Source organism: Streptomyces sp. NPDC006259, assembly GCF_042870975.1.
Taxonomy (GTDB): domain Bacteria; phylum Actinomycetota; class Actinomycetes; order Streptomycetales; family Streptomycetaceae; genus Streptomyces.
Map to the genome: position 1 here is coordinate 371,264 of NZ_JBIAHY010000003.1, position 19,089 is coordinate 390,352.

Consider the following 19,089-nt stretch of genomic DNA (forward strand, 5'->3'; position numbering starts at 1 on the left):
GCACAGGGCAGCAGGCACCGACGGCGCGGAGGACGGCATGCGGGGCACGGAACCGGAAGGGCACGGCCCCGTCCGCTACGGGCCGGCGCTGCCCGCGGACGGCCTGCCCGTGCTGCCCGAACTCGCCGCCGTCCTCGCCGCGGCCGCCGAACGCGCCGACGGCGAACCCGTCGGCGGCGGCCGGGCCCTCCTGGACGCCGCCTGCGGCTACTGGGAACGCCGCGGCACCCCCACCGGGGCGGACCGGGTCGCGGCCGGGCCCGGCGCCCCCGCCCTGCTGGTCGCGCTGACCGCCGCCCTCGGCGGCGACGTCCTGGTGCCGAGGCCCTGCGCGGCCTGGTGGGCGCCGTACGCCCGCCTGCTGGGACGGCCCGTCTTCCATGTGCCCACGCCCGCCGAGTGCGGCGGCGTCCCCGACCCCTACGCCCTCCTGGAGACCGTGCGCCGGGTCCGCGCCGAGGGCGGCGACCCTCGGCTGCTGGTGCTGTCCGTCGCCGACGACCCCACCGCCACCGTCGCCCCGCCCGAGGTGCTGCACGAGGCCGTGGAGGCCGCCGCGGGCGCGGGCCTGCACCTGATCAGCGACGAGACCTGGCGCGACACCCTGCACGCCCCGCACGAGAGCGTCCCGGTCGGCCCCGCCGAGATGCTCCCCGACCGGGTCACCGTGGTCAGCGACCTCGCCGGCGCCCTGCTGCCCACCGGCTGGCCCGCGGCCGTCGCCCGCCTCCCCGCCACCGCCGCCGGGGCCGATCTCCACGCGCGCGTGCTCGACGTCCTCACCGCGCTCGACGCGCGCGTGGCCGCCCCCGTGGCCGCGGCCGCCGCCTTCGCCCTGACCGAGCCCGAGCCCGTCACCGCGCGGGTGGAGGCCGCCGCACGCCTGCACGCGCGCGTGGCCGCCGCCGCGCACACCGCCGTGGTCGCCGCCGGCGCCCTCGCCCTGCCGCCGCGCGCCGGCCGTCACCTGTACGTGGACCTCGGGCCGCTGCGGGAGGAGCTGACGGCGCGGGGCGTCGGCGACGCACAGGACCTGGAGGATCTCCTCACCGCCCGGCTCGGCATGCCCGCGCCGGGCGGCCACCGCTTCGGCGACGACCTCGGGGCGCTGCGCGTCCGGCTCTCCACGGGCATGCTGCTCGGCGGAACGGACGCGCAGCGCACCGCATGCCTCATGTCGCCCACACCACTGGAACTGCCACACGTGCAACGCGCGTTGGACCACCTGAGGTCGAACCTCGACGATCTCCGTGACGACGCTCAGCGACGGGAGCCTCCTCGATGACGCAGCAGTCCGAGTCGACCACCCCCATGCCCGTGCGGGACACCGACGCCCCGCCGGTCGATTCCCCCGTGACCTCTCCCGTCCCGCCGCTCGCCGAACCCCGCCCGCTGGACGAACACCGGGTGTGGCCGCGCTCCTTCCACGACCGGCTGACCGCCCCGCTGCCCGGCCTCAAGGCCCTCGCCCGCTTCGCCCGCGAGGGTGCCGTACGGCCCGGCCGGGAAGGTCTCGCCGACATCCCGCGGCTGCCCTTCGAGCCCGCCCCGCTGCCCCGCGTCGACACCCGCACCGTCGCCGTCACCTGGGCGGGGCACGCCAGTTGGGTGGTGCGGATCGGCGGCCTGACCGTCCTGACCGACCCCGTCTGGTCGCGCCGCATCATCGGCACCCCGGCGCGCATCACCCCCGTCGGCGTCCCCTGGGAGGCCCTGCCGCCCGTCGACGCCGTCGTCATCAGCCACAACCACTACGACCACCTCGACGCCCCCACCCTGCGCCGACTGCCGCGCGACACCCCGGTGTTCGTGCCGGCCGGACTCGGACGCTGGTTCCGGCGCCGCCGGTTCACCCGCGTCACCGAGCTGGACTGGTGGGAGGCGGCCGAACTCTCCGGCGTCCGCTTCGACTTCGTACCGTCCCACCACTGGTCCAAGCGCAGCCTCACCGACACCTGCCGCACCCTGTGGGGAGGCTGGGTGCTCACCGACCGCGACGGACAGCGCGTCTACTTCGCGGGCGACACGGGGTACGGCCACTGGTTCTCCCGCATCGGACAGCGCTACCCCGGAATCGACCTCGCGCTGCTGCCCATCGGCGCCTACGACCCCCGCTGGTGGCTCAGCGACGTCCACTGCGACCCGGAGGAGGCGGTACGGGCGGCACGCGAGGTGGGGGCGCGCCGGATGGCCCCCATGCACTGGGGCACCTTCGTCCTCTCCGCCGAACCCGTCCTCGAACCCCTCACCCGGGTGAGGGCCGCCTGGGCCAAGGCCGGCCTGGCCCGCGAGGACCTGTGGGACCTGCCGGTGGGGGGTTCGCGGGTGCTGTGAGGGGGTGCCGGGGAGAGAAGCGCGTGGCCCGCCGGGCGCGCGGCTCGGGGCGGTGCGCGTCGGGAGCGGGGAAGCGGCGTACCTCAGGGGACGCGGAACCGCACGCCGTTCGAGACTCGCGGCCCGAGACGTACGGCCTGGGAACTGCGGCCGGAGACGTACGGCCCGAGACGTACACCCTGAGACCCGCGGCCCGCGTCCCGCCGTTCCGCGACTCTCACCCGGCCGGCCGTTCGCGCAGTCTTCGCCACAGACCCGGCACCACGCTGACGGCCAGCGTCAGCACCACCGCCGCTACGACGCCCTGCCACGGCTCCGGGAACAGCGAACCTCCGAGGATGCCGATCACCTGATAGGTCACCGCCCAGGCCAGACAGGCCGGCAGGTTGCCCCGCGCGAACCGGCGCAGCGGCCACTCGGCCATCAGGCACGCCAGCATCACCGGGATGCGGCCCGCGGGCACCAGCCGGGACAGCACCAGCACGGCCGTACCGTGGTCGGCGAGCTTCTCCTGGGCCTGCGCGAGCCGTTCCTCCGGCGCCCGCGACCGGAGCGCCGCCAGCCAGCGCGAGCCGTTCCTCGACCGCATCCCGCGCCGGCCCAGCCAGTACAGCGCCGCGTCCCCGCAGAACGCGGCCAGCGACGCCGTTACGAACACCAGGGCCAGCGCGAAGGGCGCCGTCTGGTGGAAGGCGACCACGGCCGCCGAACTCACCAGCGCCCCCGTCGGCACCACCGGCACCAGCGCGCCGATCAGCACCAGCAGGAACAACGACGGGTAGCCGAGCGCCTGTTGCGTGGACTCCATGGGTATGACCGCCGGGAGGGTGGCCGGCGGCGTCATCGCGCGACCTCGGGGCGCACGCTCTCCCCGTGGCCGAGCCGGTGCACCACCACATCCGGCGCGCGCTCCGCCGCCAGGCGCGCGAACTCATCGCCGGGCGCGTGGAACTCATGAGGGCGCACGGCGTCCATCCCGATCGGCCAGTACGTGCCGTAGTGCACCGGCACCGCGCTGCGCGGCCCCAGCAGGGCCAGCGCCTCCGCGGCCCGTCCCGCGTCCAGGTGGCCCTCCCCGAGGTAGGGTCCCCAGCCGCCCACCGGCAGCAGCGCCACATCGACCCGGCCGACCTCGTCGGCCATCGACTCGAACAGGCCGGTGTCCCCGGCGAAGTACGTCCGTGCCTCGCCCTCCACCACGTACCCGAGCGCGGGGGAGCGGTGCCGGCCGACCGGCAGCCGCCGCCCGTCGTGCCGCGCGGGCACGGTCCGTACGCGCAGGTCGCCGACGGTCGTCTCGTCACCCGGCGCCACCTCGGTCAGCCGCAGATGGGTGAGGCGCCGCAGCCCCGGGACGGCGCGCGGCGCGCCACGGGGCACCAGCAGGCGTGTGCCCGGCGCGAGACGCGCCAGCGAGGGAAGGTGCAGGTGATCGGAGTGCAGATGCGACACGAGCGCCACGTCCGCGCGCCGGGCGTCCGGCGGGGGCAGCGCCCCCCGACGCCGCCGCAGATGCGCCAACCGGCGGGCGAACAGGGGATCGGTGAGCACACGGACGTCCGAATCCGTGATCGTGCAGGTGGCGTGACCCCACCAGGTGATCTCCACCGGCACCTCTTTACCCCCTTCGCGCGACTCCCCCGAAGCCTACGGGCAGGAGTAGGGTCGGCGGCGAAACCCGGAGGTGAGGGGGCGCCATGGGACCGGTCAGGGTCACGGCGATCGCGAGTCTGACGCCGCTGGAGGAACTGGACGCCGATCCCTTTCTGGTGGACTCCCGCAGCCAGCACGCGATGTGCGCGCGGTGGGCCGCGGAACGGGGGTACGTCGTCAGCCGCGAACTGCTGGTGCGCGGTCTGCGGCCGGACCACTGCGTGCTGTGGGACGGCGTCAGGCCCGGTGTCGACCTCTTCGTCGCGCCCAGCCGACGGGTGCTGGAGAGCGCCCTGTCGTCCGTCGAGGAGTTCGCCGAGGAGTGCGCGCGGCGGGGGGTGCGGGTCGAGACGGTGGGAGTCGCCGAACCCGCCTATGACGCGCAGATGAAGGCACATGTGCACCGGAGACTGTCGATGCCGACGGCCGGGTACGACGGGCGTTGACCGCTCGGCGGGCCGCGTCCGCGGATTCGCGCCCGCGAGGACGCGGTGCCTTCCGGCGGGGACGCCTCTCCGCGACGGCGTCTTGCCCGATCGTGCCCACGCGCCGCGCGCGGACATGCCCACCGGCGCAGCCGCACGGGCCGCAGTCCCGGCACCGTACGTCCCCGCAGTCCGGTAGCCGTGCGCCCCTGTGGTTCCGCGCCGTCCGGGCGTTGCCGGCACCGCCTCTTCGGTGCGGTGCCGAAGCGCTCCCGGTCCGGTGGCCTCCGCCGTCCGTGTGACAGGGTGGTGCGCGGAGGTCCGCTCCGACGACGGGCCGGGACGTGAGGTGTGCGGGGCGTGGGCGAGGGGCGTTGGCGGCGGGCCGTCAGTCAGGCCGGGCGGAGCGTCACGGTGTGGGCCGTGTCCACGGTCACGATGCTGGTGCTCGCCGGCATCCTGCCGGACTTCCGGCTCCAGTCGCCCGACGGCGACAGCGCCACCACCATCGCCGTCACCGCCGCCGCCGGGGCCGGTGTCTTCGGCGTGCTGTCGGCGCTCGCCTGGCCGCTCCTCGTCCGGCTGCTGCTGCTCGTGCCGGCGCTCGTCCTCGGCCTGCTGGTGTTCTTCCTCAACGGCTCCCTCCTTCTCCTGGCCCTGCGCCTGAACCCCTCGGGGCAGAGCGAGGCCGCCCCCGAGACCGCCGTCATCGTCGCCGCCGTGATGTCCGCCGTCGCCTCCGCGACCGGCGGCGCCCTGGCCGTGCGGGACGACGACGCCTACCGCCGCCGCCTCTACCGTCTCGCCGACCGCCGCCGCGGAAGCGGACCGCCCTGCCCCGCCACCCACGGCACCGTCTTCCTCCAGCTCGACGGGGTCGGCCACGACGTGCTGGCCGCGGCCGTCGGGAAGGGGCTGATGCCCACCGTCGCCAAGTGGCTGGGCGCCGGACCGCGGGCGACGGCCCGCCCCACCCACCGGCTCACCCCGTGGCGCACCGACTGGTCCAGCCAGACCGGGGCCAGCCAGCTCGGCATCCTGCACGGCAGCAACTTCGACGTGCCCGCGTTCCGCTGGTACGAGAAGGACAGCCGGGAGGTGATGGTCTGCAACCGTCCGACCAGCGCCGCCGAACTCCAGCGCCGGGCCGTGGAACGCACCGCCGACGGCGGGCTGCTCTCCGCCGACGGCGCCAGCCGGGGCAACCTCTTCGGCGGCGGCGCCGACGAACAGGCCCTCGTGCTGTCCATCGCCACCCGCCGCCGCAGCCGCGCGACCCGCTCGCGGGCCGGCTACTTCGCCTACTTCTCCGACCCGGCCAACGCCGTCCGCACCGCCCTGTCCTTCGTGGCGGAGGCCGGCCGGGAGATCGGCCAGTCCACCCGCGCCCGGCTGCGCAGACAGCGTCCGCGCGTGGCACGCGGCGGCCTGTACCCGTTCATCCGCGCCTTCGCGACCGTCGTCGAGCGGGACGTCGTCGTCGCCGCGGTGATGGGCGACATGCTGGCCGGCCGCAGCGCCGTCTACGCCGACCTGGTCGCCTACGACGAGGTGGCGCACCACTCCGGGCCGCTCGGCCGCGACACCGAGCAGGTCCTCGCCCGCCTCGACCGGTCCCTGGCGCTCATCGAGAACGTCGCCGACCACGCCCCGCGGCCGTACCGCATCGTCGTCCTGTCCGACCACGGGCAGAGCCCCGGCGAGACCTTCCGCGCCCGCTACGGCCTCTCCCTCGGCGACCTGGTCCGAGCCGGCTGCGGGCTGCCCGTACCGCGCCGGGCGCGGCGCACCCACAGCGGCGCCGAGGCCCGTGCGACCGTCCGGGCGGCGCTGCGCAGACCCGTAGAGGAGGGGGACGAACAGCACCGCCCGGCCCGCCGCTCGGAGCCGATCGTGCTCGCCTCCGGCAACCTCGGTCTGGTCTCCTTCCCGGACGTGCCCCACCGGATGAGCAAGGAGGAGATCGACGCCCGCCACCCCGCGCTGCTCCCCACGCTCGCCAACCACCCCGGCATCGGCTTCCTCCTGGTCCGCAGCGAGGAGCACGGCGGGGTCGTGCTGGGCGCCCACGGCGCGGAGATCCCCCTCGACCGGCTCGACGAGGAGCCCGGCCCGCTGGCCGGGTTCGGTCCCGGTGCGGCCCAGGCCGTGCGCCGCACCCACACCTTCCCGCACACCGCCGACATCATGGTGAACTCCTTCCACGACCCCGCCGACGGCGAGGTCCTCGCCTTCGAGGAGCAGATCGGCTCGCACGGCGGCCTCGGCGGCGCCCAGTCGAAACCCTTCCTGCTGTCGCCCCTCGCCCTGTCGGCACCGGCCGAGGACGGCGAGGACCTGACCGGCGCCGAGCAGATCCACCGCGTCCTGCGCCGCTGGCTGCGCGAGTCGGACGGGCCCCAGGTGCCGCTGGAGACGGCGCGGCAGGAGCGGGCGGCCTGAAAACCGGCTGCGACGACAGGTCCGTACGCACACACTGTTCGTGAATCGCGCGACCGCGCACCCGTTCGGACCCCGAGGAGTCGCTGCGTGCAGGCAGCCGTCACCGTCACGCCCTCCCGCATCCCGGAGCTGCTGCTCGGCCTCGCCACCGTGCGCCCCGTGTTCCTCTGGGGCGCGCCCGGCATCGGAAAGTCCTCCCTGGTGCGCGACTTCGCCGAGTCCCTGGGCCTCGAGTGCGTGAGCCTGCTGGGTACCCAGCTCGCGCCCGAGGACCTGATCGGCGTGCCGCAGATCCGGGACGGGCGCTCGGTGTTCTGCCCGCCGGAGGCGATCGCCCGCTCCGAGCCGTACTGCCTGTTCCTCGACGAACTGAACGCCGCCACCCCGGACGTGCAGAAGGCGTTCTACTCGCTGATCCTCGACCGCCGTATCGGGAGCTACGACCTGCCCAAGGGGTCCATCGTCATCGGCGCCGGCAACCGTGCCACCGACAACGCCCTCGCCCGCCCGATCGCCTCCGCACTGGTGAACCGCCTCACCCACGTCCACCTGGAGGCGTCCGCCGCGGACTGGCTCGTCTGGGCGGCGGGCAACGGCATCCATCCGTGGGTCCTGGACCATCTCACCGACCGGCCCGACCACCTGTGGTCCAAGCCGCCGAAGACCGAGGAGCCGTTCTCCACACCCCGCTCCTGGCACATGCTCTCCGACGCGCTGCACTCCTTCGGCCCGGACCTCGACGAGGACACCCTGCGGGTCCTGGCGCACGGCACACTGACCCCCGCGCACGCCACGGCCTTCTGCGGCTACGTCAAGATCGTCCGCAGCCGGTACGGCATCGAGGCCGTCATCAAGGGCGACGCCCCCTGGCCGCACCGCCCGCAGGACCGCGACCTGCTCTACTACCTCGCCGAGTCGTTCCGCGGCCGCCTGGTGAAGGAACTGCCCGCCGACAAGGAGCACATGTCGGCGAACGGCCGGCAGACCGCCTACCGCGCCAAGTCGCTGCTCGTGCAGCTCGCCGAGATCTCCGTCGAGGTCGCCCAGAGCGTCATCACCCCGGACGCCGACGGCAACCCCGTGCTGCCCGCCTGGTTCCTGATCGAGGCGGCCCGGGACATGCCCCGCCTGGTGGAGGCGCGCCGGTGACCCGCGGCCGCGGCGGCCGCAAGAAGCGCGACCTCGCCGGTGAGGCGTTCGCCGAGGGCATGCGGCTGCTGCGCGCCAACCCGGCGCTGGCCGCCGTCGACTTCGACGCCTGCCGGCACGAGGACTGCGACCTCGCACCCCGGACCGGTCTCCTGCGGGTCGACTCCGACGGCAGGGTCCACGCCCGCCCCGACCGGGTCGCGGAGCCCGCCCGGTGGGCGTGGTCGCTCGCCCACGCCGCCCTCCACCTCGGCTTCGGGCACCTCCCGGCGGACAAGGGCGAGCGGATCCAGCCCGACCGGTACGAACTGGCCGCCCGCTGCACGGTCGTCAACCGCTTCCTGCTGACGTTCCCCGTCGGCGCCGCCCCGGACGACCTGCCGCCCACGTATCCCGACGGCGACGAGGAGCAGCTCGCCGACCGCTGGCGGCGCACCGGCCTCCCGGCCGCCTACGAGCACTGCGGAACGGCGGGCGCCGAACCCGACCAGCTGTTGCTGCCGTGGGACGCCTGGCGTTTCGCCCAGCCGCCCGACCGTCAGCTGGCGTTCGCGACCGCCCTCACCCGCACCGTGTCCACCGCGATGGACGTGGCGGGCGGCCGCCGCGACGGTTTCGACGGCGAGCCGCCGGGCCGACGCCCCTGGGAGAAGGCGCTGAGCTGGTTCATCTCCTCGTACCCGCTGCTGGGCGGCGTCGCGGCCGGCATCAGGCTCGTCGCCGACGCGGAGATCGCCCGCGCCCACGGCATCTCCGTCGCCGCCGTCAACGCCGAGGCGGGCGAGGTGTACGTCAACCCCCTGCGGACGCTGGAGGACGAGGAATGGCGGTTCGTCCTCGCCCACGAGCTGCTGCACGCCGCCCTGCGCCACGGCGACCGCTGCGGCACCCGCGACCCCTACCTCTTCAACGTGGCCTGCGACTACGTCATCAACGGCTGGCTGCGCGAGATGCGGGTGGGCACCATGCCCGAAGGACTCTTGTACGACCGGGAGCTGGCCGGCCTGTCCGCCGAGGAGGTCTACGACCGGATCGCCGGCGACCTGCGCCGGATGCGCCGCCTGTCCACCCTGCGCGGCAAGGGCGTCGGCGACGTGCTCGGCGCCCCGCTCGGCCCGCCCCGCGACCATGTCGATCTCGACGGCTTCTACCGGCGCGGCCTCGCGCACGGCCTCGACCTGCACGAGCGCCAGGAACGCGGCTACCTGCCCGGCGGCCTCGTCGACGAGATCCGCGCGCTCAGCCACCCACCCCTGCCCTGGGACGCGCTGCTGGCCCGCTGGTTCGACGAGTTCGTGCCCCGCCCCGAGCCGGTGCGGACGTACGCCAGGCCGTCGCGCCGTCAGGCCTCGACGCCCGGCATCCCGCGCGCGGGCCGGTACTTCCCGCCCGAGGAGATCGCCCGCTGCACCTTCGGCGTCGTCCTGGACACCTCCGGTTCGATGGACCGCACCCTCCTCGGCAAGGCGCTCGGCGCCATCGCCTCCTACGCCGAGGCCCGGGACGTACCGGCCGCCCGCGTTGTGTTCTGCGACGCGGCCCCGCACGACGCGGGCTACCTGCCGGTCACCGAGATCGCCGGGCGGGTCAGGGTGCACGGCCGCGGCGGCACCGTCCTCCAGCCGGGCATCGACCTCCTGCTCCGGGCGGACGACTTCCCGCGGGGCGCCCCGGTCCTCGTCATCACCGACGGCTGGTGCGACGTCCTGCGCGTCCGGCGCGAGCACGCGTACCTCATTCCCCAGGGCCGTCACCTGCCGTTCACCCCTCAGGGGCCGGTCTTCCGGGTGCGGTGACGGCGAGTGTGATCGGATGGGCACGGAAACCCGTCGTACGGGAAAACCATGCGAAAGGAACAACCGTGGCCACCACGCGCTCCGCACACACCGTCTGGGAAGGCAGCCTGATCGAGGGCAACGGAGTCGTCACCTTCGACTCCTCCGGCGCCATCGACGAGCAGCCCGTGACGTGGGCCGCCCGCACCCAGGAGGCGAACGGCAAGACCAGCCCCGAGGAGCTGATCGCCGCCGCCCACTCCAGCTGCTTCTCCATGGCGTTCTCGCACGCCCTGGCCGGTGCCGGCACCCCGCCCACCAGGCTGGTCACGTCGGCCGACGTCACCTTCCAGCCGGGCGAGGGCATCACGGGCATCCACCTCACCGTGGAGGGCACCGTGCCGGGCCTCGACGAGGACGCGTTCGTCGCCGCCGCCGAACAGGCGAAGGTCGGCTGCCCGGTCTCGCAGGCCCTGAAGGCCGTACCGATCACCCTGTCGGCCAAGCTCGCCTGAGCCTTCGGGCACCCGGCCGGTCGCGCCGCCCGCACGACCGGCCGGTTCCCGGGGCCCCGGCGCGTCCACGAGGAAGAGGCATGACCCGACCCGCCGTCTCCGCCCATCGCGGCGGCAGCGAGCACCGCACCGCCGCCACCCTCGCGGCCTACGAGGACGCGCTCTCCTCGGGCGCCGAGTACGCCGAGTTCGACATCCGGCGCACCGCCGACGGCGTCCTCGTCGTCCACCACGACCCGCGCGCCGGGAGCGACGGCCCACCGCTGTCCCGGATCACCTACGCCGAACTGTGCGCGCGCACCGGAGCCGCCGTGCCCCTCGTCGAGGAGGTCATGGCGCTGGTCGCGGGGAGACTGATCGGGCATCTGGATCTCAAGGAGACCGGTCACGAGCGGGAGGTGATCGATCTCGCCGTGGCGGTGCTCGGCCGGGACGGGTTCGTCGCCACGACGCTGGAGGACCGTTCCGTCGCCGCCGTCACCCGTGACTTCCCCGGTGTGCGCACCGCCCTGTCGCTGGGGCGGGACCGCCGGGAGGTGGCGATGGGGCGGCTGGCCGCGACCCGCGCCGGCGAACTCTTCCCGGCCCGGCGACTGCGGGCCTGCGGGGCGCACGGCGTCGCCGTCCACCGGCGGCTGGCGCGCGCCACCGTACTGCGCGGGGCGGCCCGGCGGGGCCTGTTCACCCTGGTGTGGACGGTCAACGACGACCCCGGACTGCGGACCTTCCTGGCCGATCCCCGGGTGGACGTGCTGGTCACGGACCGGCCCTGGCACGCCGTGCGACTGCGCGGCGAGCCCCGCCGCGACCTTGCGGCGGACAGTCCGGCTCGGTGAGTCGGGAGGGTGGTCCGTCGTGGCTCGGGTGGGTGCGGGCCGGTGAGTCGGGAGGGTGGTCCGTCGTGGCTCGCGCCGGTGCGGCCGGGTGAGTCGGCAGGATCGTCCGTCCTGGCTCACACCAGCCCGGCCAGGCTCCCGATCACCGACTGCGCCCACTCCTGCGCACCGATCGCCGTGCCTGCCGCGACGCCGGTGGCGACCGGGGCCAGGGCTCCCTTCAGGCCGTTCACCGCGCGGCGCAGTCTGCGCTCCTCGGGCGGCCGGGGGCCGGTGATCTCCGCGAGGACCTCCTGGGCCGCGGCCTCGGCGTCCTCGCGGTCTCGATCCGTGAGACCGGCCTCGGGCAGCTGCCGCAGCAGGTCGCTCACCAGCGCCGCGAGCGCCTCGAAGCCGGGGGCGACCGCGGTGTTGTTCTGCTGGTTCTGGGTGACGGACTGGTTGTTCCACGCCAACATGGCGCCGGTGACCGGGTCGTTGAACACCGGGCCGTGGTAGTTGTGCACCTGCCGAGGGTCGCTCGTCGGGTCGCTCGTGGGATCGCTCATGGAGTGGCTCCGTCCTGGTCGTCACGGTCGTCGTGGTCGTCACGGTCGTCGTTCCGGATGACCCGCTGGATGACCTCCGGGACGGCCTCCGGGACGGCCTCCGAACCGGCCCGCGGGGTGGCTTCCGGCGCGGCCCGCGGGTCGGCCTGCTGGATGACCTGCCGGACGATCCGCTGGGTGATCTCGTCGTTGTTCCATGCCAGGTGCACCCCGTGCACGGCCGCGTTGAAGACCGGGCCGTGGTAGTGGTTGACGATCTGCGCGGGGGACGGCGCCGGTTCGGGGACCCGTTCCACCACCGGCCGTGACGACTGCAACGACACCAGGTCGACACGGCCGTTGTGCCGCACACCCACGCCTCGCGTGCCGGTCACGGAGCAGTTCACCAGCCGGCCGCCGCCCGACTCGTCGAAGGCGACCCCGGCGGCCGCGCAGTCGTCGAACCGGCTGTCGGCGACATCGACGTACGCGGACTCGGTGCCGCACAGGCCGAACGCCTCCGATCCGGTGACGGTGAGGTCGCGGGCGACGAGCCGCGCCCTGCCGAACGCCACGGCCCCGCCGGCGCGCGTCGCCGAGACAGTGCAGTCGTCGACCCTCAGGTACGCCTCCTCGCCGACGCCGAAGCCCAGCACCCCGCGCTCCGCCGCGACCCGCGTGAGGGTGACCCGGGCCTCGCCGGTGACCGCGACGGCGGCCAGGTCGAAGCCGGAGATCCGCGCGTCGGTGAGCCGGGCCGTCGTACCGCCGTTGCCCCGCGCCTCCAGGCCCGCCGGGCAGCGCTCGACCCGGACCTGCTCGAACACGGCCCTGGACTCGTCGAACACGCGCAGGGCGACGCCCGTCAAATCCTCGACGACGAGGCCCGTGAAGTCTCCCCTGGCCCTGTCGACGACGGCGACACCGACGTTGCCGCCCGACACGCGGCAGCCGGTCACCCGCGGCGCCCCGCCGTTGGTCGAGAACACGGCGACGCTGCCCGCGTGGTGGACCTCGCAGTTCTCGAACGTGCCCCGGCCCGTCGTCTGCACGTTGATGCCGGTGTCGCGGCAGTCGGCGAACACGCAGTCGCGCACCACCGGGTCGGCGCCGCTCGCCACGCCGATCCCGTGTTCGGCGTCGACGACGCGCAGGCCCCGCACGAGGCCGCGGGACTGCTCCACGAACATGACCGCCTCCGCGTGCACGGAGTCCACCCGGCAGTCGGACATGGTCAGTTCGGCCCGGGTGTCCGCCATCACGGCCGCCTTCTCGGTGCCGGTCAGCGCGCACCCGACGAGTTCCGCCCACGCGTCGCTGACCCGCACCCCGTGGATCCGGCTGCCCTCGACGCGGCTGTCTCGCACCGAGACGCGGGCTCCCTCGATCACCGCGACCGCGTTGTCCGCGGCGTCGTGGAAGGCGCACCGCACCACGTATCCGGCGGCACCGGCGAACAGGGTCCGGCCGGAGCGGAACACACTGTCCGTCAGCGACACCGACGTTCCCCGCCGGGCGTGCACACAGACCCCGCCGTGCGCCCGCACCTCCGTGTGGTCCAGCGTCAGGGTCCCTCCGCGGCAGTCGACGACGTCCGTCTCGCGGCCGACCAGGAGGAGACCGCGGACCCGGACCGTGCCGAAGGCGTCGAGCGCGGTGCCGCGCGACGGGCTCACCACGACCGAACCGGGTCCGCCCCGTCCGGCCAGCTCCACCTCGCCGCGGACGGTCAGGGACTCCTCGTAGTGGCCGGGCTCGATCTCGATCAGCGCCGGTCCGTGCCGGTCGGCGGCGGCCCGCAACGCCGACGAGATGTCGGGGTGCGCACGACGACCGCCGTGCGGTGCGACCACGTACTTCCTGACCATGCCCGCCTTCCCCGCAGCGCCCCGGAAGTCCCTCTCGTTCGCAGCCGCCGATGCTACCGGAGCGCTCGGCGCCCCGGCGGGGTCACGGGACACGGTCCGGTGCAGACGATCCGCTGTATGCGGTCGGCAGTGTGGCGCATACGGCGATCAGGGCGGACGCGGACGGTGTGGCGACGCCGGTGAACTCCGGCCGTGCCCGTGCCCGTGCCCGTGTCGTGCCCGTGCCCGTGTCGTGCCCGTGTCGGTGGCCGCGGCAGAGGCGTAGGCAGCGGAGAGGCAGCGGCCCTCCGAGCGGGCCGGGGAGTCTCAGTGCTTGCGGGCCACCCCCGCGTACACCGGCACGATGCCCTCCGCCTGGAGGGCCACGTCCTCCGGGTCCGGCCGCCAGCCGGAGACCGGGATCACCCCCGGACCGAGCAGTTCCAGCCCCTCGAAGAAGCGGGAGAACTCCGCGAGCGAGCGGGGGTGGAAGGGGGTGCCGCCGCGCCGGAAGTGGTTCGTGGCCTTCCCGATCGCCTCCGGGTTCAGGTCGGGGGTGACCTGGGAGAGGATCAGGTGACTGCCGGGCGCGAGCGCGGCCACGTACCGCTTCAGCAGCCCGTACACGTCGTCGCCCGCCGGGTCCTCGCCCAGGTAGTGGGTGAGCGCGACCAGTGACAGCGCCACCGGCCGGTCCAGGTCGAGGAAGTCGGCCGCCCGGCGCAGCAGCGTGTCGACGTCCCGGACGTCGGCGTGCACGTACTCGGTGGCGCCCTCGGGCGAGCCGTGCAGCAGCGCCTGGGCGTGCCGCAGCACGATCGGGTCGTTGTCGGCGTAGACGATCCTCGCCCCGGGGGAGACGGCCTGTGCCACCTGGTGCAGGTTGGGCTCGGTGGGGATGCCCGTGCCGATGTCCAAGAACTGGCGGACGCCCGTCTCGGCGACGGTGCGCACGGCCCGCTGCATGAACCGGCGGTTGGCGCGCGCCCCGCGCAGCACCGTGTCGTCCACGGCGAGGATCCTGCGGGCCAGTTCCTCGTCCACGGGGTAGTTGTCCTTGCCGCCCAGCCACCAGTCGTACACCCGGGCCGGGTGCGGCCTGCTGGTGTCGATGCGGACGGCGGCCTCGGACTCGGATCCGGTCATGCGCGGTCTCTCCTGGTGAGTGGGAGGAGCTGGGACGGTCGCAAGGGGCGGGCCGGGGTCAGAACCCCCCGCGGACGTCCCGCAGGAGCTTCCTCGTGCGCTGCGCCGACGCGGCGTGCGTCGTCATGTGGTCGAGGACCTCCAGATGCGCGGAGACCTCCCTGCGCGAGTCCAGGTACAGGGCCCCGGACAGGTACTCGGTGACGACCATGTCGGGCAGTTCGGGCTCGGCGAAACGGAACAGCGAGAAGGGCGCGGACGTCCCCGGGTGCGGGCCGTCGGCGAACTCCGCCACCTGCAGGGTGATCCGGTCCCGCTCCGCCAACTCCAGGAGTCTGTCGATCTGTTCGTACATGACGTCGGCGTCGACGCTGACCGGTCGGCGCAGTACCGTTTCGTCCAGCACGGCCCACAGGTGCGGCGGGTCGGGGCCCTCGAGCAGCTGTTGCCGGGCCAGCCGCAGCGACACGTGCCGCTCGATGGCCTCCGGTCCGGTCCGGCCGACCGTCCCGGCCTCCAGCACGGCTCGGGCGTACCGTTCCGTCTGCAACAGCCCCGGCACGAAGTGGGGTTCGTAGGACCGGATGAGCCGGGCCGCGCCCTCCAGGCTGACGTACAGGCTGAACCATTCCGGCAGGACGTCGTGGAACCGCTGCCACCAGCCGGGCCGGTTCGCCTCCTCGGCGAGCGCGACGAAGGTGTCGGTCTCCTCCTGGGCCACCCCGTAGGCGGCCAGCAGCACCAGCACATAGGGGATCTTGAGGGAGACCTCGGCCGTCTCCATGCGTCGCACGGTCGCCGGGGCCACCCGCAGCGCGCGGGCCGCCTCCTCGCGGCTGAGGCCCGCCGCCTCGCGCAGCTCCTGGAGCCGTCTGCCGAGTACCACCTGGCCCACCGTCGGCGCGGGCCGCCGCTCACTCACGCCACGTCTCCCCTGCGTGTCGAAACACGCCGGTCAGTGTGTCATGTTCGGGCCGTGCGGCGACAGGCAGCACGGGGAGACGCGGGACCGTGCGAGGGGCCTGCGGTGGGCGACCGGGTACGAGGGGCCTGTGGCGCGCCGCCTCGCGGGGGTGCGCCCGGGGCAAGGCGCTTTACTTCGTGGGTAATCGACGACGGACCGGTGGGCACGGGATCGTGGTGGCGACGGTTCCGGGGCGGCGCACTCCGCTCCGGAACCCGCTCGCACCGGCCGACCCGCGTGTCCGTCGGCTCGCCGGTGGCTGGGGACCGCCGGTGGCTGCGGACCGTCGGGGCTCAGCCCATCAGCGAGTGCAGGTACTTGACCGTCGCCGGGTCGGCGGGGAGCAGCGTCTCGACGGCCAGCTCGGCGACCGTCACGTCCATCGGTGTGTTGAACGTGGAGATCGACGAGATGAAGGACAGCGTCCGCCCCTCGTGCTCGATCAGCATCGGCAGCGCGAAGTACGGGACGGGCTCGGCGGGTTCGGCCTCCGGCATCGTCCGCGCCATCGTCTCGGGGACCGGCTCCGGGACCGGATAGGCGGCGACCTCCTCGTACAGCGCCCGCAGCGGCGGGAAACGGTGAAGGGCGATCTGCCGTTCCATCTGGGCCAGCAGGTGCCCGCGCCACTCGGGCAGGTTGCGGATGCGCGGCGCGAGGCCCTCCGGGTGCAGCGTCAGCCGCATCGCGTTCAGCGGCGGCGCGAGCAGCGACTCCGGGAGGCCCTCCATCAGCATGGTGACCCCGCGGTTGGCGGCCAGCACGTTGTACGTGGCGTCCACCACCAGTGCCGGATACGGCTCGTAGCCCTGGATCAGGCGCTCCAGGCCGGCGCGGAGCGCGTCCAGCGCCGGATCGTCCAGCGGGGTCTCGCGGTAGCGGGGGGCGTGACCGGCCGCCACCAGCAGGGCGTTGCGCTCGCGCACGGGCACGTCGAGGTGCTCGGCCAGCCGCAGCACCATCTCCTCGCTGGGCCGGGAGCGGCCCGTCTCGACGAAGCTGATGTGACGGGCCGAGGAGTCGGCGCGCAGCGCCAGTTCCAGCTGACTGACCTTGCGCCGCTCCCGCCAGGCCCGCAGCAGGGGGCCGACGCCCCGGTCGGCGGGGCCAACGGAGCCCGGGGTGCCGGTCGAGAGAAGGGTCATACGGAGGACCGTAGCCGAGGGGCGCGCGGACGACAGCGCCGCGTCCCGGCGGTGCCGCGCGGGGAACGGCTCGCGGACCCGTTCGGCGGCCTGCTCACCGTCGCCGGCCTCACCGTCGCCGGCCTCACCGTCGCCGGCCTCACCGTCGCCGGCCTCGCCGACGACGGTGTCCCCGCGTCCCGGGCACCGACGGCTGCCTGCCCGGACCGGCGGGAACCCGTCGGGCCGCGGCCGCCGCGGCTGCGCTGTGGCAGGCTGGACGGGTACCCGACACCAGCCCCCCGAGGGAAGGGACCAGGTCATGGCCGTCGCACCGCTGTCACAGGAGGAGATCGACGACCGGCTCGCGGAGCTGCCCGGCTGGTCCCACGAGGCCGGCCGCCTCACCCGCTCCTACCGCCTCGCCTCCCACTTCGCCGCGACCGCCCTGGTCATCCACGTCGCCCAGGTCCAGGAGGAGCTGAACCACCACTCCGAACTGACCCTCGGCTACGACACGGTCTCCCTCGCGGTGAACACCCACAGCGCGGGCGGCGCCGTCACCGACCTCGACTTCGAGCTGGCCCGCCGGGTGCGGGACCTGGCACCGGCGCACGGCACGCGCTGAGACGCGCGGCGGACGGGACGGGGGACCCACGTGCTGGACTACGAGGAGGAAGCCGCACGCTACGACGCCTCGCGCGGCGGCGAACCCAGGGCGGCAGCCGCCGCGGAGGGCGTCCTGGCCCTCCTGCCGGACGGCGCGCGCACCCTGCTCGACCTCGGCTGCGGCACCGGCATCGTCACCCGCAGGCTCGCCGCCGGACGCGCCGGCCTGCGGGTGACCGGCGTCGACCTCGCCGCGGCGATGGCCCGCCAGGCCGCCCTACGGCTCCCCGGCGCCGTGGTCCGGGCCGACAGCCGCCGACTGCCGTTCCGGGACGGCGAGTTCGACGCCGTCAGCAGCGTGTGGCTGCTGCATCTCGCACCGACCGACGCGGACGTGCGGGCGATCGTCGCCGAGTGCGCGCGGGTGCTGCGGCCGGGCGGCACGTACGTCACCACCGTCGACAAGGCCGCCTCGCACAACGTGGGCAGCGACATCGACGCCGTGCTCGCCGCCCGGCCGCCCAGCGCCGCCCGCGACGCGGCGACGCTCGTCGCGTCCCATGCCGTGGACTGCGGCCTCCTCCCCGCCGGCCAAGGCCGCTTCCCCGGTCGGGGCCAGGGCCGCAGCCCGCGCCGCACCGTCGCCGACCTGCGGCGCGGCTGGTTCGTCACGCTGCCGCCGGGCGAGCCGATCGCGGAGACGTTCGCCGCGCGGCTGGCCGCGCTGCCCGACCAGGACCGGCCCCGTCCCGATCCCTGCTTCACGCTGACGGTGTTCGAGAAGCCGGGGAGAGCACCCGAAGGCGCGTGAAGTCCGTGGATACCGCACCCGGCTGACCGGCCTGACCGCGCAGGAGGCCGAGGCGCTGTTCCTGGCGGGGGCGCCCGGTCCCGCCGCGCAGCTCGGCCTCGGCGCGGTGCTGGCCGCCGCCCAGCTGAAGGTGCGGGCGGCGCTGCCGACGGAACTGCGGGAGCACGCCGACCGGATCAGCGGGCGCTTCCATCTGGACGCGCCCGGCTGGTACGCGCGGGCGGAGGCGGCGCCGTATCTGCCGGAGGTCGCCGACGCGGTCTGGAACAACCGTGTACTGGATATCGCATACCGTCGCTGGCGTACCCCCACCGACGTGGACCGCCGACTGGAGCCGTACGGTCTCGTGCTCAAAGCGGGCCGTTGGTACGTCGTCGCCGGACCGGGCCCGCGGACGTTCCGCGTCGACCAGATCCTCCGGCTCACCGCCTCCGAGGAGCGGTTCGTCCGCCCGGACCACTTCGACCTGGCCGCCCACTGGACGGCGTACCAGCGGGACTTCCACGAGCGGCTCCACACCGCCCGCGCGGTGGTGCGGCTCGCGCCGGGCGTGACGCTGGCGCGCGCGACCCCCGTGGGAGAGGGCACGGAGGCCGACGGCCGGACCGTGGTCACCGTCCCCATCGAGTCCGTGGCGCGCGCGCACGACGAGTTCCTGCGCCTCGGCACGGACGTGGAGGTGCTCGCGCCGCCCGAGCTGCGCGCCCGCCTCGCGCGGACCGTCACCGCTCTCGCCGATCGCTACCGCGCGCCCCTCGACGACGCGCACCAGGACCCCGGCAGCCCCCGGACCGTCGGCGACGCCTGAGCGGACCGGGACCCGCCCGTCCTTCCTGCGCGCCGACGGTTGCAGCCTCGTCGGCCGGCGCCGTCGCGCGCGAAGGGCGCGCGCCGCTCACGGCACGCGCCCCACGGACCCGCCGGCTGCCCGG

General features: G+C 74.7%; 17 protein-coding genes and 1 pseudogene. 11 read left to right on the forward strand and 7 right to left on the reverse strand.

The features are described from left to right. The first annotated feature begins 37 nt into the window (after nt 1–37). Nucleotides 38–1,285, forward strand: coding sequence for an aminotransferase class I/II-fold pyridoxal phosphate-dependent enzyme (locus ACFYO5_RS13075; RefSeq protein ID WP_388707850.1), 1,248 nt, complete (start codon nt 38–40; stop codon nt 1,283–1,285). Then, nucleotides 1,282–2,334 (forward strand): MBL fold metallo-hydrolase, encoded by a 1,053-nt coding sequence (locus ACFYO5_RS13080; protein WP_388707854.1) that lies wholly within the window; start codon nt 1,282–1,284, stop codon nt 2,332–2,334. Before ACFYO5_RS13075 ends, ACFYO5_RS13080 begins: the two co-directional genes overlap by 4 nt. Before the next feature lie 217 nt (nt 2,335–2,551). Here ACFYO5_RS13080 and ACFYO5_RS13085 read toward each other — a convergent pair whose 3' ends face one another. Next, nucleotides 2,552–3,142, reverse strand: a complete 591-nt coding sequence (locus tag ACFYO5_RS13085; RefSeq protein ID WP_388707857.1) for a DedA family protein — start codon at nt 3,140–3,142, stop codon at nt 2,552–2,554. A gap of 32 nt (nt 3,143–3,174) precedes the next feature. After that, nucleotides 3,175–3,948, reverse strand: a complete 774-nt coding sequence (locus tag ACFYO5_RS13090; protein WP_388707860.1) for an MBL fold metallo-hydrolase — start codon at nt 3,946–3,948, stop codon at nt 3,175–3,177. Nucleotides 3,949–4,031: 83 nt separating this feature from the next. Between ACFYO5_RS13090 and ACFYO5_RS13095 the strand changes: the two genes are divergently transcribed. The 6 genes from ACFYO5_RS13095 to ACFYO5_RS13120 all read left to right on the forward strand — a co-directional run bounded on the left by ACFYO5_RS13095 (nt 4,032) and on the right by ACFYO5_RS13120 (nt 11,129). Next, complete coding sequence (locus ACFYO5_RS13095) at nt 4,032–4,433, forward strand: hypothetical protein (RefSeq protein WP_356561581.1); 402 nt, start codon at nt 4,032–4,034, stop codon at nt 4,431–4,433. A gap of 330 nt (nt 4,434–4,763) precedes the next feature. Next, complete coding sequence (locus ACFYO5_RS13100) at nt 4,764–6,854, forward strand: phage holin family protein (RefSeq protein WP_388707863.1); 2,091 nt, start codon at nt 4,764–4,766, stop codon at nt 6,852–6,854. Between the two features lie 87 nt (nt 6,855–6,941). Further along, entirely contained in the window at nt 6,942–8,003 is a 1,062-nt protein-coding gene (locus ACFYO5_RS13105) for an ATP-binding protein (RefSeq protein ID WP_388707866.1), read from the forward strand. Nucleotides 8,004–8,062: 59 nt separating this feature from the next. After that, nucleotides 8,063–9,799: a hypothetical protein gene (locus tag ACFYO5_RS13110; protein WP_388709207.1), complete on the forward strand. Its 1,737-nt coding sequence runs from the start codon at nt 8,063–8,065 to the stop codon at nt 9,797–9,799. Between the two features lie 65 nt (nt 9,800–9,864). Beyond that, nucleotides 9,865–10,293 (forward strand): OsmC family protein, encoded by a 429-nt coding sequence (locus ACFYO5_RS13115; protein ID WP_388707869.1) that lies wholly within the window; start codon nt 9,865–9,867, stop codon nt 10,291–10,293. An 80-nt stretch (nt 10,294–10,373) separates the two neighbouring features. Then, entirely contained in the window at nt 10,374–11,129 is a 756-nt protein-coding gene (locus ACFYO5_RS13120; RefSeq protein WP_388707872.1) for a glycerophosphodiester phosphodiesterase family protein, read from the forward strand. 116 nt (nt 11,130–11,245) lie between these two features. Here ACFYO5_RS13120 and ACFYO5_RS13125 read toward each other — a convergent pair whose 3' ends face one another. The 5 genes from ACFYO5_RS13125 to ACFYO5_RS13145 form a co-directional block, all read right to left on the reverse strand. Next, entirely contained in the window at nt 11,246–11,677 is a 432-nt protein-coding gene (locus ACFYO5_RS13125) for a hypothetical protein (RefSeq protein WP_388707874.1), read from the reverse strand. Further along, complete coding sequence (locus ACFYO5_RS13130; protein WP_388707878.1) at nt 11,674–13,524, reverse strand: right-handed parallel beta-helix repeat-containing protein; 1,851 nt, start codon at nt 13,522–13,524, stop codon at nt 11,674–11,676. The genes ACFYO5_RS13125 and ACFYO5_RS13130 overlap by 4 nt, the downstream gene beginning before the upstream one ends. 306 nt (nt 13,525–13,830) lie before the next feature. Then, nucleotides 13,831–14,649 (reverse strand): SAM-dependent methyltransferase, encoded by an 819-nt coding sequence (locus ACFYO5_RS13135; RefSeq protein ID WP_388707881.1) that lies wholly within the window; start codon nt 14,647–14,649, stop codon nt 13,831–13,833. A 58-nt stretch (nt 14,650–14,707) separates the two neighbouring features. Further along, a complete protein-coding gene (locus tag ACFYO5_RS13140; protein ID WP_356561598.1) occupies nt 14,708–15,571 on the reverse strand; it encodes a helix-turn-helix transcriptional regulator in 864 nt (287 codons plus the stop codon). Nucleotides 15,572–15,906: 335 nt separating this feature from the next. After that, nucleotides 15,907–16,758 carry a helix-turn-helix domain-containing protein gene (locus ACFYO5_RS13145; RefSeq protein ID WP_388707884.1) on the reverse strand — a complete coding sequence of 284 codons (852 nt, stop codon included), beginning with the start codon at nt 16,756–16,758 and terminating at the stop codon, nt 15,907–15,909. A gap of 301 nt (nt 16,759–17,059) precedes the next feature. Here ACFYO5_RS13145 and ACFYO5_RS13150 point away from each other — a divergent pair, with 301 nt between their 5' ends. The 3 genes and pseudogenes from ACFYO5_RS13150 to ACFYO5_RS13160 all read left to right on the forward strand — a co-directional run. Next, the gene (locus ACFYO5_RS13150; protein ID WP_388707887.1) at nt 17,060–17,365 is read left to right on the forward strand and encodes a 4a-hydroxytetrahydrobiopterin dehydratase; all 306 of its coding nucleotides are present in this window, start codon (nt 17,060–17,062) and stop codon (nt 17,363–17,365) included. Nucleotides 17,366–17,395: 30 nt separating this feature from the next. Further along, nucleotides 17,396–18,157 carry a class I SAM-dependent methyltransferase gene (locus ACFYO5_RS13155; protein WP_388707890.1) on the forward strand — a complete coding sequence of 254 codons (762 nt, stop codon included), beginning with the start codon at nt 17,396–17,398 and terminating at the stop codon, nt 18,155–18,157. Next, a pseudogene (locus ACFYO5_RS13160) lies at nt 18,153–18,965 on the forward strand (helix-turn-helix transcriptional regulator); the annotation flags it as partial. The gene ACFYO5_RS13155 and the pseudogene ACFYO5_RS13160, both read left to right, overlap by 5 nt. Nucleotides 18,966–19,089: the final 124 nt, after the last annotated feature.